Here is a 16,437-nt window from a genome sequence, read left to right as displayed (position 1 = left end):
CTTTCTCCTGCAGTCACTGCATCTGTCAAAACGCAGATTCTACAGTGTTCCGCGGCAGGGCCCTGCGGCGGCGCCACGCGAACCAGGCAAGACCTGGCAGCTGCAGCAGCACGAGCACCCCGAACGCGGCCTGGTAGGCGGCGGCGGGATAGTGGTTGGCGGCATCCGGCTGCCACAACCCCAGTACCTGGCCGAAGCCCGCCTGCACCATGAACGCGCCGGTGAAGATCAGCAGGTTCAGGCAGGTCGATGCCCGCCCCGTCAACGCCGGCGGCATCGCCTGCGCGACGATCGTGTATTCGATGCCGGTGATCGTGCCCACCAGCGTAAACAGCACCGACAGCTGCGCCATGCCGGGACGCCAGCCCAGCACGATCCCGATCTGCACCGCGACGAACAGCGCGATGCCGGCGGCTGCCACCGTGATCGCATCGATGCCGCGCCGTGCGGCCCACTCGGTGACCATGCCCACCGAGATGGCGCCGAAGATCACGGCCGCCATGCCCAGGTACAGCAGCCACGCCACGCTCTGCTCGGGAAAGCGGCCCACCTCCGTCAGCCAGCGGCCGATCCACAGGCCTTGCACACCGAAGAAGATCGTGTGCGGTATCAGTACCAGCCCCGCCGTTTCGCGGAAGACGGGATGACGGTACACGTCCCACAGCACGCGCAGGTCGAAACGCTTGCTGGCCACGGCGGGCGGCGTCGGCGCCAGCAGGAATATCAGGAGGCCCACGGCGGCGCAGGCCAATGCCAGGCACACGAACAGCCAGCGCCAGTCGGCGAACTGCAGGAACAGCCGCACCGGCAGCGTCGCCGAAGCGGCGCCCAGCCCCCCGGCCGCGATCAGGTAGCCCTGCACGGAAGGCAGCCGCGTGGGCGAGATCCAGGTCGACACGGCCTTCACCGCCGCCATGAAGCAGCCCGCCAGGCCCAGCCCCATCAGCGTGCGCGCGGCCAGCATCTGGCCGAACGTGTTGCCGCCGGCGAAGGCCAGCGTGCCGAAGGCGGCCAGCAGCAGCATGGCGAACTGCACGCGGCGCGGACCGTAGCGATCCAGCGCCAGCCCCACCGGCAATTGCGCCACCGCGAACGCGAGGAAGTAGGCGCTCGTCAGCAGGCCCAGTTCGGCCGGCGTCAACGCGGCCGCCCCCATCAGCTGCGGCGCCAGCAGCGCGTTGACGGTACGCAGCAGGCATGACAGGTAATGCCCCAATGCGTACGGGATGAACACGAGACACAGCACGGCCAGGCCGGACAGCTGGCCAGGCACGTGCTGGCGGCCGCGCCACACTGCGCTCGAATCGCCCATGGCTCAGGCGGCGTTGCTGTGGGGCGCGCAGCCCTCGCGCGCGGAGCCGATCGGGATCACCTTGCGCTCCACCGGTGCGACATGGTGGGGCTGGCCTTCCGTCTCGAAGAAGAAGCGCTCCTGTCCGAACGCGGGCTTCAGGTGATCGAGCCACGTGGCTTCCGGATCGTACTTCGCGTAGAACGGCTTGCGCACCCAGTCGGGATTCCTGGCTTGCAGGAACTGCAGCGCGAACACCTTTTCGCCGCCGATATTGGCCACGCCGTCGATGACGACCTTGCCGGGGAAGGCGCTCATCGACGGACCGCGCACCGTGCGCGCCAGGCCGGACACCATCTGGTAGGCCTGCTGGAAGATCTCGTGCGCGCGTGCCAGCGGCAGCTGGAAGTACTCGCGCGGGCCGGTATCGCGCTCGACGAACATGTAGTACGGGATCGCGCCCAGGCGCACGCCGGTGCGCCACAACTCGGCCCAGCTGTGCGGGTCTTCGTTGATGTGGCGGATCAGCGGGCCCTGCATGCGCAAGGTGGCGCCGGTGCCGACGATGCGCTTGACGGCCTTCTGGGCGATGTCCTGGCGCAGCTCCACCGCATGGTTGTAGTGGCCCATGATCGCCATGTTCTTGCCGGCGGCGACGACCTTCTCGAACAGGCGCAGCAGGTCGTCCGCGTCGCGGTCGGTGACGAAGCGCTGTGGCCAATACGCCACGGACTTGGTGCCGATGCGGATATTCTGGATGTGCTCCAGCTCCGGCGCCAGCAGCGGCTCGATGAAGTCGGCCAGCGAGCGCGTGTTCATGATCATCGGGTCGCCGCCCGTGATCAGCACGTCCGTCACTTCCTTGTGGTTCTTCAGGTAGGACACCAGTTCGCCGGTCTCCTTGGCGTCGAACTTCATGTCCTCCATGCCGACGAACTGCGGCCAGCGGAAGCAGAACGTGCAGTAGGCGTGGCAGGTCTGACCCGAGCTGGGAAAGAACAGCACCGTTTCGTTGTATTTGTGCTGCAGGCCGCGCAGCGGCGCGTCGTTCACGCGCGGCACGTTGTGCGTCATCTGGCCGGCCGGATGGGGATTCATGCGCATGCGGATCTGATGGACGTAGGCGGCGATCGCCGCGTCGTCCTGCTTCACCATCACCAGGTCGCGCAGGGTGCGGTACTCCTCGATCGGCAGCATGTCACGGTGGGGGAAGGTCAGCCGGTAGATCGGATCGTCCGGCACACGGCTCCAGTCGATCAGTTGCTCCATCACGTATTCGTTGGTGCGGAACGGCATCACGTGCGACACCACCTGCACTGCCTCCTGCTGGTCCGGCGGTAACCACTGCCATTGGCGCGCCTGGCGGATGCTCTGGCGCGTGTAAGGCTTGAATTTCGGATTCGACATCGTGTTTCTCCTGACTGGACGGGACTGGGAAACTCCCATCGTATGCAGACGCAACAAATCGTCGTTGCCTGAACTCAATATCCGCATGGAAACGTCCGCAGATTTGCGCTTGCTCAATTGCCGGCTGGCATCGGCCGCGTAAATTACTCCTGGCAACTCCAGAAACCTCCTTTTTCCAGGGAACCTCCAAATGAAACAGATGCTGATCGGCAGCCTGGCCTGCCTGGCGATGGCAAGCGCCTTCGCCGCCACCGAACCGACCGAGAAGGACGCCATCGCGATGGCCGAACGGGGCGCCGCCTTCATGAAGGCGCACGGCAAGGACGAGCTGATGAAAAAGCTGTCCGCCAAGGACCCGGACTTCGTGCAGGGCGAACTGTACGTCGACATGCGCGACCTGAAGACGGGCATCGTGCTGGCCCATCCGATCAACCCGTCCATCGTCGGCAAGGACCTGACGGACGTGCCGGACCCCAGCGGCAAGAAGTACCGCCGCGAAATCATCGAGCTGGCCGCCAAGAGCGGCAAGGGCTGGGTGGACTACATGTACAAGAACCCCGTGAGCGGCAAGATCGAACCGAAGACCACGTACATCCTGCGGGTCAATGACGTCGTGCTGGAAGCGGGCATCTACAAGAAATGAATCCTTGCCGCGCCGGCACGACCGGCGCGGCTGCGCTTTGCAAAGCAACCCTAGCTCTGGCGGAGTCGTCATGCTGAACAAATTACGAATCGGACCCAAACTGTTGCTGGCGCCAGGCGTCGTGCTGATCCTGCTGGTGGCCATCACGGCCTGCGCGTGGTACGGCATGGTGCGCCAGAACGCCTCGATGGAAAACCTCGTGCAGGTGCGCGCCGCGCGCCTGAAAGCCGTGGCCGACGTGGCGGGCGACGCCCGCTTCGCCCACGCCAACATCTACCAGCTGCTGGCCTGGGTCAACGGCAGCTTCGCGAAGAACCGGCTGGATGCGCTGACGGCGCAGATCCACGACCGCCACCAGGCCATCGAGCAGCAGCTGCGCAAGCTGGCCCAGGTATCCGCAGCGGACGAGCGCAAGCTGGCCGAGCTCTCGGTGGCGGCGCTGGCGGCCTACCGCAAGGGCGTGCTGGAAACGATCGAGATGGCACAGATGGACCAGGCCATCGCCACCAACTCGATGCAGAAGGCGGAAGCGCAGTTCGTCAAGCTGGACGAGGCGCTGGGCCGCCAGTCGGCGCTGGAGAAATCGCTCAGCGAAACGGCCTACGCCGGCGCGGCCGCCGAATTCCAGCAGCTGCGCGTGACGATGACGGTGCTGTGCGTGCTGTCGGTCGCGCTCTCGCTGCTGGTCTCGATGCGGGTGCGTGCCGTGCTGCTGCGCGATATCCGCGCCATCGCCGACGTGGTGCGCAGCCTGGCGGCCGGCCGCCTCACCAGCGGCAGGGTCAATGACGGCAAGGACGAAATCGCGCAGACCGCCCGGGTGCTGGACCAGAGCATCGCCAACCTGGGGCAGACCCTGCGCACGATCCGCGGCGCCGTGCAGTCGATCGACACGGCGTCGCACGAAATCGCCAGCGGCAACCTGGACCTGTCGAACCGCACGGAACGCCAGGCCGGCTCGCTGGAAGAAACCGCCAGCGCGATGGAAAGCCTGACCACGGCCGTGCGCCAGAATGCCGACAACGCCCGCGAAGCCTGCCGGCTGGCGGCAACGGCGACGACCCTGGCGCAAAAAGGCGGCGATGCCGTCGCCCAGGCGGTAACGACGATGGAATCGATTCGCGCCAGCTCACGCAAGATCGTCGAAATCATCGGTGTGATCGACAGCATTTCGTTCCAGACCAATATCCTGGCGCTGAACGCGGCCGTGGAAGCGGCGCGGGCCGGCGAGCAGGGGCGCGGCTTCGCCGTCGTCGCATCCGAGGTGCGCACGCTGGCGCAGCGCTCGGCCGCCGCCGCCAAGGAGATCAAGGAGCTGATCGCCGCATCGGTCGCCACGATCGACAACGGCGCCGCTTCCGTCAGCTTGGCCGGCAGCAGCATGGGCGACATCGTCGGCTCGGTACAGCAGGTCAATCACATCATCGAGCGCATCAGCGCCGCCAGCGCCGAACAGGCCCAGGGCATCTCGGAAGTGAATGCCGCGGTCGGCCAGATCGACGACGTGACGCAGCAGAACGCCGCGCTGGTCGAACAGGCCGCCGCGGCGGCCGAGAGCCTGCAGGAACAGGCGGTCAACCTGTCGCGGGCGGTGGCGGTGTTCGAGTTCGATGCGGCACAGACGGTCGCGCAGGAGGCGGAGCAGGACCACGACGTCGCACTCGAGCGCCGGGCGCCGGGTAGTCCGTTGCGCAGCTTGCGCCAGCTGCCACTGGCCGAGGTGGAGGACGACCTGCCAGCGACGCAGGGCTGGGGCCAGGCCCGGCGGGTCTGACTCCTACGTTCGGAATGGCTTGCTCAGATGGGGCGAGCCGCGCAGGCCGAAGCGCCACGGCACGTCCATCGCCTTCGAGATGCCGATGCGCGGGCCGGCGACGACGTCCACGTCGCCCGCGCGCGGCAGCAGCTCGAACGGCGGCGCCGCCAGCGACAGGCCGTTGTGCTCGCGCGTGACGGCCAGCGCCTGGCATACGCGGCCGGGGCCGGAGCACAGCAGCCTGGCATCCATCAGGCCGCGCCGGGCGCGCATCGCGTCCAGCCCCTGCACCGGCTCGATGGCGCGGATCAGCACCCCCGCCCCATGGCCCGCCTCGCGGCAGACGAAGTTCAGGCACCAGTGGATGCCGTACGAGCGGTACACGTAGGCATGCGCGGCCGGCCCGAACATCGACGCGTTGCGCGCGGTGGGACCGGAGAAGGCGTGCGAGGCCGGGTCTTCCCGGTCGTAGGCTTCCGTTTCGACGATGCGTCCGCCGATCCCGTCGACCAGCAACGTGACGCCGATCAGCAGGCGGGCCACTTCCTCGGATGGTGCATCGAAATCAATTCCTGCCAGCAGAGTAGACATGGCCGGATTGTAGCGTGGCCCGGCAGGACGGCACGCCCGGATGGCCCGGAGGGCCTGTTTTCTTTGCCACCTTGCCAAGCATGGCTGTCATTTCGCCATCAAAAGCGCGCAGATGGGCAAAAATAGACACAGAATTCGAAGAATTTTGCGTGCCGGACTGCTCTTGCCGTAGCGAAACAGGCGATAATGTCGGCTACGCAGTTCCTGACAAACCATCATGACAACAGCCGCCGCCCACGCCCCAGCCCAGGAATCCTCCGTCGAGGATGCCCTGCTGCGCTCCATCCGCATCCCGCCCCGTCCCAGCCTGCTGGTCGACCTGCAGCGCGAACTGGCGGAGGAAGACCCGTCGCCGCGCCGCATCGCCCGCATCATCGGCAACGACGTCGGCATGTCCGGTGCGCTGCTGAAACTGGCCAACTCGCCGTTCTTCGGCGCCGCGCGCAAGGCCAAGTCGGTCGAACAGGCCATCAACTTCCTCGGCATCAACCAGTGTGCGGCCCTGCTCACCGGGCTGCTGGCGCGCCAGGCCATCGACGGCAACGGCGGCGCCCTGAACCAGTTCTGGGACACCTCGGCGCGGCGCGCCCAGGCGCTCGTCTTCATCTCGCGCCGGCTGCGCATCGCGCCGCCCGACATCTCGCACACCTTCGGCCTGTTCTGCGACATCGGCGTGCCGCTGCTGCTGGAGCGCTTCGCCGACTACGCCGATACGCTGGCGATGGCCTCGAGCGAGGGTGAGCGCGCGTTCACCGCCGTCGAGGACGACCGCCACGCCACCAACCACGCCGCGATCGGCTGCCTGCTGGCGCGCAACTGGGGCCTGTCGCCGGACGTCTCGTGGGCGATCCTGCACCACCACGACTACGCGGTGCTGGCCGACGAATCGACCGACGACGCGATCCGCTCGCTCGTCGCCGCCTCGGTGCTGGCCGAACGCGGCATCGCCCGCTACCACGGCAATGGCGCCTCCCTGGAATGGGACAAGGGCGGCGAGCCCGCCTGCCGCCACCTGGGCCTGGAAGTGGACGAAGCCGAAGACCTGCTCGACGAATTGCACGAGACCTTCCACATCGAGCACTGAACGGGCCTGGTCTCATCGGGTAGAATCGGCGCCACGATCCACCAGCGCCGCGCACTGCCGCAACCTCCCATGCCCAAGAATAAACGCCCCGTCCCCCGCAAGTCCGCCACGCCGCCCGAGGAAAAGGAAGAAGTGCTGATGGCCGCCGTGTGCGGCCTGGCTCTCGATCTGGCCGAGCAGGAGGAAGCGGACACGCAAGGCGCCGAGCTGGCACAAAAAGAGGCCGAACTGCAGCGCCTGGTGCGGCGCTACCTGGCGCAACAGAAGGACGACATCCTGTACGGCGCCATCGACCAGGCCAGCCACGAGGACGTGGGTGCCTACCAGCTGCTGCGCGCCACCGTCGAGGAAGCCGCCGCCAGCGTCGCGCTGCGCCGCGCGGGTGCCCCGGACCATGAAATCGACGCCTTTGCCATCCCCGTGTTCGTGCACAGCCAGGGCGGCCTGGTCGAAGCCGAGGGCTTCCAGGACGAGGCGGCCTACGACGCGCTGCTGGCCAGCCTGCGCACTGGCGGCCTGGAAAGCGAACGCGCGAAACTCGTCATCGTGCGGCATGCCTACGACGCCGTCGAGGCCAGCCGCATCACCTACAGCCAGCTGCACGCGATGGCGCGCGAGGCCGCCAGTGCCCTGACCGAGAAAAAAGTCGCGGAAGCGCCCGCCCTGCAGCGCAGTATCAGCGGCTGGTCCGCCGCCACCTTCGGGCCGGACGACGAAGCCGTCGAGCTGCGCTTCCTGGTCGGCTTCTCGCTCAAGCGCGCCGACGACCCGTTCTATGCCGTGCCGGACGACGAAGCCGGCGCCGAAGCCTGGTTCGACGCGCGCATGGCGCGCTACCGCCAGTGGACGCAGGAGGCGGCACCGCTGGTGGCGCGCTGCCTGGCGCCGCGCGAGCGCGAACTGCGCCTGAACTTCCTCTACCAGGACCTGTTCTTCGGCGCGCGCCAGCAGGGCATGGCCGAACAGGCGATGCTGGCGCTGATGGCCACACTGGGCCAGGCCCTGGCCGCGCACGGCGGGCCGGCCACTGCCGCCATCGCCCCGGCCGACGTCGATGGCGAAATGATGCTGCGCGTGCAGCTGAAGGTGGGCGAACGCGTGCTGGCCAGCGGCGACCGTCCGTTCGACCTGGGCAGCGACCTGCAGGTCGAGGTGGACGACGTGCGCGACGCATTGGCCACGCTGGGCATAACCGACGTCACGGTACTCGAACGCCACGTCGGCTGATTTGCTGCGCCAGCACATGCCCGGTCTTTGACACGTCCACAGCGCGGGGCGATACTGGCCGCATCGATCTGGAGGCGACGATGGGGCGACTGGTGCTGGTGTTCCTTGCTCTCTTGCTGAGCGCTTGCGCGCAGAAGCCCTTGGCGCAGGCACCGGCGCGCCTGTTCGACGACAGCCGCTTCCAGCCGCCCCGCCAGGTGCTGGACGCCACCGCCATCCACGCCCCCTCCCCGGCCATGCAGGCCTACGCGGCCGCGGTGCGGCAAAACCGGCACGGCAACGAGGCACGGCAGGCTCTCCTCGACGCGCTGTACCGGCGCGACGACCTGAAGCTCGAATACGATGCCGCCATCACGCGCACGGCCGCCGAGGCCTTTGCGGCGCGCCACGGCAACTGCCTGTCGCTCGTCATCATGACGGCCGCGCTGGCCGAGGCAGCCGGCATTCCGGTCGTGTTCCAGAGCGTGCCCACGGCGGACGCCTGGACCCGCACCGGCAGCCTGTACTTCAACGTGGGCCACGTCAACCTGCTGCTCGGGCGCCAGAGCGGCAACGGCTTGCCGCTGTACGATCCCGAGGTCTGGAAGCTGGTCGACTTCATGCCGCCGGACGCGGCCAGCCTGCGCCGCGCCGAACGGATCGACCGCGCCACCGTCACGGCCATGTTCATGAACAACCGCGCGGCCGAGGCGCTCGCACGCGGCGAAGTCGACGACGCCTACTGGTGGACCAAACGCGCCATCGCCACCGCGCCGGGCCTGCTGCACGCCTATAACACGCTGGCCATCGTCTACCAGCGCCACGGCGACCACGCGCTGGCCGAGACGGCCCTGCGCCACGCCCTGGCGCACGATCCGGACAACACGATGATGCTGTCGAACCTGGTGCAGCTGCTGCAGGCGGCCGGCCGCCCCGGCGACGCCGCGCCGGTGCAGGTGCGCCTGGCCGCGCTGCAAGCGGCACAGCCAGCGCCATTCCACGATTTCGACCTGGGCCGCCAGGCCATGGCGGCGGGCGACTACGCGCGCGCACGGCGGCTGTTCGAACGCGAACTGCGACGCGATCCCTACCACGCCGAATTCCACTTCTGGCTGGCGCAGGCCGCGGCGCAGCTGGGCGACCTGCGCGCGGCCGACGAGCACCTGGCCCGCGCCATGGCCGGCAGCACCACGAGCGCGGACCGCGCGCTGTATGCGGCCAAGCTGGAACGCCTGCGCGCCCGCACCCGCCCACACTGATCCTGCCGCTTGTTAAAACATCTTTCAATCTCGGCTACACTGGCGCATTAGCCCATGTATTCAGATTGAAGGAAACCATGCCCCGTCACCTCTCCCTCCTGGCGCTGTCGCTGGCCCTGGCCTTCGGCACCACCCATGCCGCCGGCAACGCCGCGCATGCCGCCGCCGCCGCCCGCGGCGCCGATGCCGAAGCCGACGAAGCGAAAGACACCAAGCGCAGCCTGCGCGAGCACTACACCAAGTACGAATACCGCATTCCGATGCGCGACGGCACGCGCCTGTTCACCGTGGTCTACGTGCCCAAGGACACCAGCAAGAGCTATCCGTTCCTGATGCAGCGCACCCCGTACAGCGCCGGGGTCGAGGGCGACGACGAGCAGCTGCACTACGGCGTCGATTTCGTGCCGGACACGATCGGCCCGTCGCGCGAGTTCGAGGACAGCGGCTACATCTTCGTCGAGCAGGACGTGCGCGGACGCTATATGTCCGAGGGCAAATGGCAGGAGATGACGCCGCACGCCAAGGCGCAACGCGCCGCCGGCGAAGGCAACGAGAGCCAGGACATGCACGACACCGTCGAGTGGCTGCTGAAGAACGTGCCGAACAATAATGGCAAGGTCGGCATCCATGGCATCAGCTACCCCGGCTTCTACACGTCGGCCAGCATCATCGATTCGCATCCGGCCATCAAGGCCGCGTCACCGCAGGCCCCCGTGACGGACCTGTACATGGGCGACGACTCCTACCACGGCGGCGCCTTCATGTTGGCAGGGAACTTCGGCTTCTACGCATCCTTCACGGAAGAGCAGAACCCGACGCCGCTGCCGAAGACCTGGACACCGTTCGACTACGGCGTGGCGGATGGCTACGACTACTTCCTGCAGCGCCTGACGCTGTCGAACATCCTGTCGAGCCTCTCGGACAAGCAGCGCGTGCTGCTGCAGCCCACCATCGAGCACACCAGCTACGACGAGTTCTGGAAGAGCCGCAATATCGCGCCGCACCTGAAGAACGTCAAGGCGGCCGTGCTGACGGTCGGCGGCTGGTTCGACGCGGAAGACGCGCAGGGCCCGTTTACCACCTACGCGGCCGTCAAGCGCCAAAACCCCGGCACGTTCAGCGGCCTGGTGATGGGGCCGTGGGTGCATGGCGGCTGGGCGCGCGGCGACGGCAAGAGCCTGGGCCACGTGCAGTTCGACAGCAAGACCAGCGAATACTTCCGCAAGCAGATCCAGTTCCCGTTCTTCGAACAGCACCTGAAGGGTGTCAAGCCAGCCAGGCCGATCGCCGAGGTGACGGCGTTCGAGACCGGCAGCAACGTCTGGCGCCAGTACACGGCATGGCCGCCGCAGCAGGCCAAGCCGCGCGTGCTGTACTTCGGCGCCAACGGTGGCCTGGGCTGGCAGAAGCCGGTCACGCAGCCGGCCACGGACACGGGCTACGACGAATACGTCAGCGATCCGAAAAAGCCGGTGCCGTACATCGGCTACCCGGCCACCGGCGTGCCGAAGGAATTCATGGTGTCCGACCAGCGCTTCGCCTCGACCCGGCCGGACGTGCTGGTGTATCAGACCGAGCCCCTGGAAGAGGACGTGACGATCGCCGGACCGGTGCGGCCCAAGCTGTTCGTCTCGACCACGGGCACGGACGCCGACTGGGTGGTGAAACTGATCGACGTCTATCCGAACGAATACCCGGCCGGAGAAAAACGCCCGCGCGGCAAGGACGTGCCGCCGCCGGTGCTGAAGCTGGCCGGCTACCAGCAGCTGGTGCGCGGCAATCCGCTGCGCGGCAAGTTCCGCAACAGCTTCGAGAAGGCGGAGCCGTTCGTGCCGGGCAAGGTGGAAGCCGTCAACTACCACCTGGGTGACGTCAACCATACGTTCCGCCGCGGTCACCGCATCATGGTGCAAGTGCAGAGCACCTGGTTCCCGCTGGTGGACCTGAACCCGCAGACGTTCACGGACATCCCCAAGGCCAAGCCGGAAGACTTCCGCAAGGCCACGCAGCGGGTCTACCACGCGCCGGACACCCCGTCCGGCCTGGAAGTGCTGGTGCTGCCGGCGCGCTGATGCCGGCGCCCCTGCGTTCGGGCCAGCCCGCCTGAACGCATTTTGACAGCGCGCGGCGGCGGGAGGATACTTGGCGGGAAGGAGATGCGCCATGAAGTATCGATCCTTGCCGTCGCCGTACTGCCACCGGTTTCGCCGCCTGCTGGTGGTGTGCTGCGCGTTGTTGTTGTCCGCCTGCGCCGGCCCTTCCCAGGTGCAGGCCCCTCCTCCCGCCCTGTTCGCCGATGCCCTGTTCGAACCCGCTGTCGCGCTGCCATCGGAAGACGAGATCTTCGCGCTGACGCCGGCGATGCGCGCCTACACGCAGGCGGTGTCGCGCGACCGGCGCGGCAAGGAAATCCGCCGCGCTCTGTTCGATGCGCTGTACCGGCGCGACCAGTTGCAGCTGGAGTACGACTCGGCGCTGACGCGCACCGCCGCCCAGGCCTTCGAGGCGCGCCAGGGCAATTGCCTGTCGCTCGTCATCATGACGGCCGCGCTGGCGCAGGAGCTGGACATTCCCGTCGTGTTCCAGAGCATACCGACGGAGGACAGCTGGAGCCGCAGCGGCGAGATCTATTTCAACAGCGGCCACGTCAACCTGAAGCTGGGCCGCATCCAGCGCGACGCCACCGGCGGCTACGATGCCGACGCCTACACGGTGATCGACTTCCTGCCGCCGCCGGACGGCCGCCAGCGCGACGGCATCACCATCGGCCGCCAGGCGATCGTCGCCATGTTCATGAACAACCGCGCCGCCGAGGCGCTGGCGCGCGGCCAGGTGAGCGACGCCTACTGGTGGGCGCGCGGCGCCGTGCTGGCCGATCCGAACCTGGTCTACGCCTACAACACACTGGCAGTGGTGTACCGGCGCCATGGCGACTTGGCGCAGGCCGAGACGACGCTGCGCTATGCGCTGGCGCGCGACCCGCGCAGCGCGATGGCCTTGTCGAACCTGGCGCAGGTCGTCGAGCACCTCGGCCGCGTCGACGAAGCAAACGCGCTGAAGGCGCAGCTGGCGCGCCTGCAGCCGGAGCAACCGTTCCGTTACTTCAACCAGGGCCGTGAAGCCATGCAGGCCGGCGACTACCGGCGCGCGCGCGAACTGTTCCAGCGCGAACTGCGGCGCGATCCCACCTACCACGAGTTCCACTTCTGGCTGGCGGCGGCGGACTACATGCTGGGCGACCTGTACGCCGCCGAAAAACACATGCGCCTGGCGCGGGACGCCAGCACGACGCGCAAGGACCATGAGCTGTATGCGGCCAAGCTGGATCGCTTGAAGGCCCACCGGCGCTAGACCCTAAGGTGTCAGGCACCCATCTGCGGGTCGAAGACCCGCAGATGGGTGCCTGACACCATGGGTTCGCATTCTGTATGTGGCCCACCTAACCCAAGCGACAAAATCCTACAAAAATCCGCAACAGTCCGTACACGCGTTTTCGGGATCGGGAGTAGACTTTACTCATGAATACTTCCCGAAAAGTGGCGGCCGCCGCAGGCGCCGCAGGCCTGCTGTGGGCCGGCATGGTGTCGATGATCGCGGCCAGCCAGCGCAAGCTGCTGTTCAATCCAACCCTGGTGCGCGAGGTGCAGAGCCCGCGCAGCACGGGCCACCGCACCCGCGCCATCGTGCTGCGGGCGAACGACGGCACCCGGCTCGCGGGCTGGCTGATGACGCCGCGCGGCCCTGGCCCGCATCCGGCTGTCGTCTACTTCGGCGGCCGCTCCGAAGAGGTGTCGTGGGTCGTGCGCGACGCCGGCACGCTGTTCCCGGGCATGACGGTGCTGGCGATGAACTACCGTGGCTATGGCGACTCGCGCGGCGTGCCGGGCGAGGAGCATATGGTGGAGGACGGCTGCATGCTGTTCGACTGGCTGTGCAGCCGGCGCAATATCGATGCCGAGCGCGTGGCGGTGGTCGGCCGCAGCCTGGGCTCAGGCGTCGCGGTGCAGGTGGCCAAGGAGCGCCCGGTCCAATCCGTCGTCCTGATCACGCCTTACGATTCGATCCTCGCGCTGGCGCAGCGCAAGTTCCGTGTCGTGCCCGTCAGCTTCGTGCTGCGGCACCGCTTCGAGTCCGTCAAGTATGCGGCGCTGCTGCGCGCGCCTACCTATGTGCTGCGCGCCGCCAGCGACGATATCGTGCCGCACTCCCATACCGACCAGCTGGTGGCCAAGATGGCGCGGCTGCACCTGGACGAGACCGTCCCGGGTTCGAACCATATGAACATTCCCTACCTGCCGGATACGCAGCAACGAATCGCGCGGTTCCTGACGGCGCAGTTTGCCGCCGCGCCGGCATTGCTGGAACAGGCCGTCAACGCGGCGTAAACGACGAAAAGCCGCGGCACGGCATCTGCCGTGGCGGTTTTTCGCGGTCCCGTACTGGGAAGGTTTGCCGGCTGCGACCGCGCTTAGCGGCGGCGTGCCTGGTGGCTGGGCGCTGAGCCCCGGTTCTCGATGTGACGGAAAACGATGCGGCCCTTGTTCAGGTCGTAGGGCGACAGTTCCAGGGTCACGCGGTCACCCGCCAGGATGCGGATGTGATTCTTCTTCATTTTGCCCGATGTGTATGCAACCAGTTTGTGGCCGTTATCGAGGTCGACGCGGAAACGCATCTCGGGCAGGATTTCGGTAACGAGGCCGTTCATTTCAATCAGTTCTTCTTTAGCCATATTCCCTTTCGTAAGTGGCGTTGCGCCATTGCCGGCTGCCGTCTGGTGCCGGGTGCTGCGTCATACCGAGATGGGGGTGAAAGCCTGAAAAAAAAGCCCGCTGACTGCGGGCTTCGTTTCAATGTAATGCCAATGCTTGAATCGCTGCTCCAGCCCATGCTATCTGCGTGGTGCGGATGCCTTGGATGCCCATGCTATCTGCAAGGTGCGGCCAATGTGTAATTCGACCAATGTCTGGTATGACAACCCCGTTCGTGGAATTCGCAGCGCGGCTTTACACACGCCAGCCCTGCGTCACATCGAGGGGCCGACAAGGCCTGAAGGCTTTATCGACAGACGTAGTATAGCACAGCTCTTTGTGCGGCGCACAAAAATATTCACGGGAAGTCGATGAAGCGCAGCGGCACGGCGTCCGTCAGCCACACGCCGTTGTCCGAGCGGTAGAACAGCTGCCCTTGCGCGTGCATTTCGCCGGCCCGCACCGCCAGCACGACCGGCACGCCATAGCGCGCGCCAACGCTGGTAGCCGTGCCACGCTCGGCCGACAGATGGACGTGACGGCGCGACTGCGCCTTCAGGCCGGACTGCCGGATCGACGTAATGAAGCGGCTGGCGGTGCCGTGGTACAGGATCGCCGGCGGCACGGCCGGCGCCAGCTCCAGGTCGACGCTCTTGAGCGAGTGGCCCTGGCTGGCGCGAATGGCGCGGCCATCGGCACTGAAGGCGAAACGCTGCTTGTCGTTGCTCGCCACAACTTCCTGCAACTGTTCAGGCGTGATGCGCTTGCCATGGGCGGCCGCCCGCTCCAGCAGGGTGGCCACGTCGGCCCAACCGTTTTTGTCCAGCGTCAGGCCGATCGTATCGGGCGCATGGCGCAGGATCAGGGACAGGAATTTGCTGATGTTTTTATTTTTGTCGGTCATGGCGGCATTCTAGCCGCTGCCGGCCTTGCCACTGCCGTGGCAGCGCTCTACGATGCGTCATCACCCTAACCTGGAGTCCAGATGCAAGTTCCGGCTTTGATCGTCATCGATATGCAACAAGGTATGGCCAGCCCGGCCGCGGGCCAGCGCAACAATCCGCAGGCCGAGGACAACATGGCCCGGCTGCTGGAGGCCTGGCGCGCGGCAGGTGCACCGGTCGTCCACGTCCGCCATGTTTCGCGCACGCCGGGCTCGCCGTTCTGGCCTGGGCAAGCGGGAGCCGAGTTCCAGCCGCGCTTCGAGCCGCTGCCGCATGCCCACGTGGTCGAAAAGAATGTGCCAGACTGCTTTATCAACACGGGACTGGAACGCTGGTTGCACGTGCGCGGCATTACGCAACTGGTCATGGTGGGGGTCAGCACCAATAACTCGGTCGAAGCCAGCGCGCGCACGGCAGGCAACCTGGGCTTCGCGACGCAGGTCGTGGCGGATGCGACGTTTGCTTTTGCCAAACGCGACTATGCCGGCCATCCGCGCAGCGCGGACGAGGTCCACTGGATGGCGCTGGCGAACCTCGATGGGGAATATGCGCAGGTCGTACGGACGGAGGAGGCGCTCGCCGCGCTGGAAGGCAGCTTGCGCCAGACGGCCCTGGACCGGATGTTCGGCGCCCGGTAACTCGCCTCACCGGGCACTGGCTTCGTCGAACAGCCGCAGCGCCAGCAAGCCGTGTCCCACCGCCGCGCCGGCCTTCAGTGCCGCCGCGATAAACGCCGTTTCCGCGATCTCTTCGCGGGTGGCGCCCGCCTGCACCGCGTTCTTGGTATGCGCATCGATGCAGTAGGCACACTGCGTCGTCAGCGCCACGGCAATCGAGATCAGCTCCCGATACTTGTCTGGAATGACGCCGTCGCTGCGTTCGGCCGCCGCCTTCAGCCCGAGAAACGCCTTTGCCTCGGTCGGCGCCAACGCGATCAGGTCGCGTGCCAGCCCCAGGTCGGCGCGATTCTGGTAATCGTTCATGCGGCCTCCCCTGCCAGCAGGTACTCGCGCACCATGGCGCGGGCGCGGTGCAGGCGGCTCTTCGCCGCCTCCGGCGTGATCGCCAGGTGGGTGGCGATGTCGCGGATCGTCATTTCCTGCAGGTCACGCAGCAGCACGATCTCGCGGTGCGCGGCCGGCAACGACTCCAGCGCGCGCACCAGGTCTACGCGCAGCTCGTCCACCGGCATGCGCGCAAAGCGCGCCGATTCCTCGACGCCACGCAAATCTTCCACGCCCTTCATGAACATCAGCGCGGGGAGCATGCACAGCCGGCCGACGATGCGCAACAGCCAGCCGCCCAGGGCCGATGCCGTCCGCACGGTGCCGATACGGCGATACAGGATGATCAGGGCCTCCTGCACGACATCGTCCACGGCGGAGGAGCGCTTGCATTGGTAGGCGGCATAGCGCCGGATATCGGGCCGCAACTGCACCAGCAGGTGCGCCAATGCGGCCGGATCGCCAGCCTGGGCCGCGGCAAACGTCTGCTCGGGAATGCGCATG

The 16,437-nt window shown here is 67.0% G+C and carries 16 protein-coding genes; 9 read left to right on the top strand and 7 right to left on the bottom strand.

Going from position 1 to position 16,437, the window contains the following annotated elements; all coding sequences use genetic code 11:
* Window positions 1-25 precede the first annotated feature (25 nt).
* Window positions 26-1,312, bottom strand: a complete 1,287-nt coding sequence (locus tag E7V67_002245) for an MFS transporter (protein ID WUR13948.1) — start codon at window positions 1,310-1,312, stop codon at window positions 26-28.
* Between the two features lie 3 nt (window positions 1,313-1,315).
* Window positions 1,316-2,698 (bottom strand): 4Fe-4S cluster-binding domain-containing protein, encoded by a 1,383-nt coding sequence (locus tag E7V67_002240; GenBank protein ID WUR13947.1) that lies wholly within the window; start codon window positions 2,696-2,698, stop codon window positions 1,316-1,318.
* Window positions 2,699-2,888: 190 nt separating this feature from the next.
* Here E7V67_002240 and E7V67_002235 point away from each other — a divergent pair, with 190 nt between their 5' ends.
* Window positions 2,889-3,341 (top strand): cache domain-containing protein, encoded by a 453-nt coding sequence (locus E7V67_002235; GenBank protein WUR13946.1) that lies wholly within the window; start codon window positions 2,889-2,891, stop codon window positions 3,339-3,341.
* Between the two features lie 70 nt (window positions 3,342-3,411).
* Window positions 3,412-5,115, top strand: a complete 1,704-nt coding sequence (locus tag E7V67_002230; protein ID WUR13945.1) for a methyl-accepting chemotaxis protein — start codon at window positions 3,412-3,414, stop codon at window positions 5,113-5,115.
* Window positions 5,116-5,118: 3 nt separating this feature from the next.
* On the opposite strand, the gene E7V67_002225 is transcribed toward E7V67_002230, so the two are convergent.
* Window positions 5,119-5,688 (bottom strand): DNA-3-methyladenine glycosylase, encoded by a 570-nt coding sequence (locus E7V67_002225; GenBank protein ID WUR13944.1) that lies wholly within the window; start codon window positions 5,686-5,688, stop codon window positions 5,119-5,121.
* Between the two features lie 217 nt (window positions 5,689-5,905).
* On the opposite strand from E7V67_002225, the gene E7V67_002220 reads away from it, so the two are divergent.
* From E7V67_002220 to E7V67_002195, 6 genes are all read left to right on the top strand, one after another.
* On the top strand, window positions 5,906-6,772 hold the full coding sequence (locus E7V67_002220) for an HDOD domain-containing protein (protein WUR13943.1): 867 nt from the start codon (window positions 5,906-5,908) through the stop codon (window positions 6,770-6,772).
* A 69-nt stretch (window positions 6,773-6,841) separates the two neighbouring features.
* A complete protein-coding gene (locus E7V67_002215; GenBank protein WUR13942.1) occupies window positions 6,842-7,999 on the top strand; it encodes a DUF2863 family protein in 1,158 nt (385 codons plus the stop codon).
* Between the two features lie 80 nt (window positions 8,000-8,079).
* Entirely contained in the window at window positions 8,080-9,237 is a 1,158-nt protein-coding gene (locus E7V67_002210; protein ID WUR13941.1) for a tetratricopeptide repeat protein, read from the top strand.
* Window positions 9,238-9,314: 77 nt separating this feature from the next.
* Window positions 9,315-11,309, top strand: a complete 1,995-nt coding sequence (locus E7V67_002205) for a CocE/NonD family hydrolase (GenBank protein WUR13940.1) — start codon at window positions 9,315-9,317, stop codon at window positions 11,307-11,309.
* Between the two features lie 91 nt (window positions 11,310-11,400).
* Window positions 11,401-12,588 (top strand): tetratricopeptide repeat protein, encoded by a 1,188-nt coding sequence (locus E7V67_002200; GenBank protein WUR13939.1) that lies wholly within the window; start codon window positions 11,401-11,403, stop codon window positions 12,586-12,588.
* 167 nt (window positions 12,589-12,755) lie between these two features.
* The gene (locus tag E7V67_002195; GenBank protein ID WUR13938.1) at window positions 12,756-13,622 is read left to right on the top strand and encodes an alpha/beta hydrolase; all 867 of its coding nucleotides are present in this window, start codon (window positions 12,756-12,758) and stop codon (window positions 13,620-13,622) included.
* An 83-nt stretch (window positions 13,623-13,705) separates the two neighbouring features.
* Here E7V67_002195 and infA read toward each other — a convergent pair whose 3' ends face one another.
* Entirely contained in the window at window positions 13,706-13,966 is a 261-nt protein-coding gene (gene infA / locus E7V67_002190) for a translation initiation factor IF-1 (protein ID WUR13937.1), read from the bottom strand.
* 377 nt (window positions 13,967-14,343) lie between these two features.
* A complete protein-coding gene (locus E7V67_002185; GenBank protein ID WUR13936.1) occupies window positions 14,344-14,889 on the bottom strand; it encodes an RNA 2'-phosphotransferase in 546 nt (181 codons plus the stop codon).
* 81 nt (window positions 14,890-14,970) lie between these two features.
* Here E7V67_002185 and E7V67_002180 point away from each other — a divergent pair, with 81 nt between their 5' ends.
* Window positions 14,971-15,567 carry a cysteine hydrolase family protein gene (locus tag E7V67_002180; GenBank protein WUR13935.1) on the top strand — a complete coding sequence of 199 codons (597 nt, stop codon included), beginning with the start codon at window positions 14,971-14,973 and terminating at the stop codon, window positions 15,565-15,567.
* Window positions 15,568-15,573: 6 nt separating this feature from the next.
* On the opposite strand, the gene E7V67_002175 is transcribed toward E7V67_002180, so the two are convergent.
* Entirely contained in the window at window positions 15,574-15,912 is a 339-nt protein-coding gene (locus E7V67_002175) for a carboxymuconolactone decarboxylase family protein (protein WUR13934.1), read from the bottom strand.
* A complete protein-coding gene (locus E7V67_002170; protein ID WUR13933.1) occupies window positions 15,909-16,436 on the bottom strand; it encodes a sigma-70 family RNA polymerase sigma factor in 528 nt (175 codons plus the stop codon). Before E7V67_002170 ends, E7V67_002175 begins: the two co-directional genes overlap by 4 nt.
* Window position 16,437 lies beyond the last annotated feature (1 nt).

This window comes from [Empedobacter] haloabium, from assembly GCA_008011715.2.
Lineage (GTDB): Bacteria > Pseudomonadota > Gammaproteobacteria > Burkholderiales > Burkholderiaceae_D > Rugamonas > Rugamonas haloabia.
Note: the sequence above shows the minus strand (reverse complement) of the source record. Positions and strands in the feature narration are given on the sequence as shown.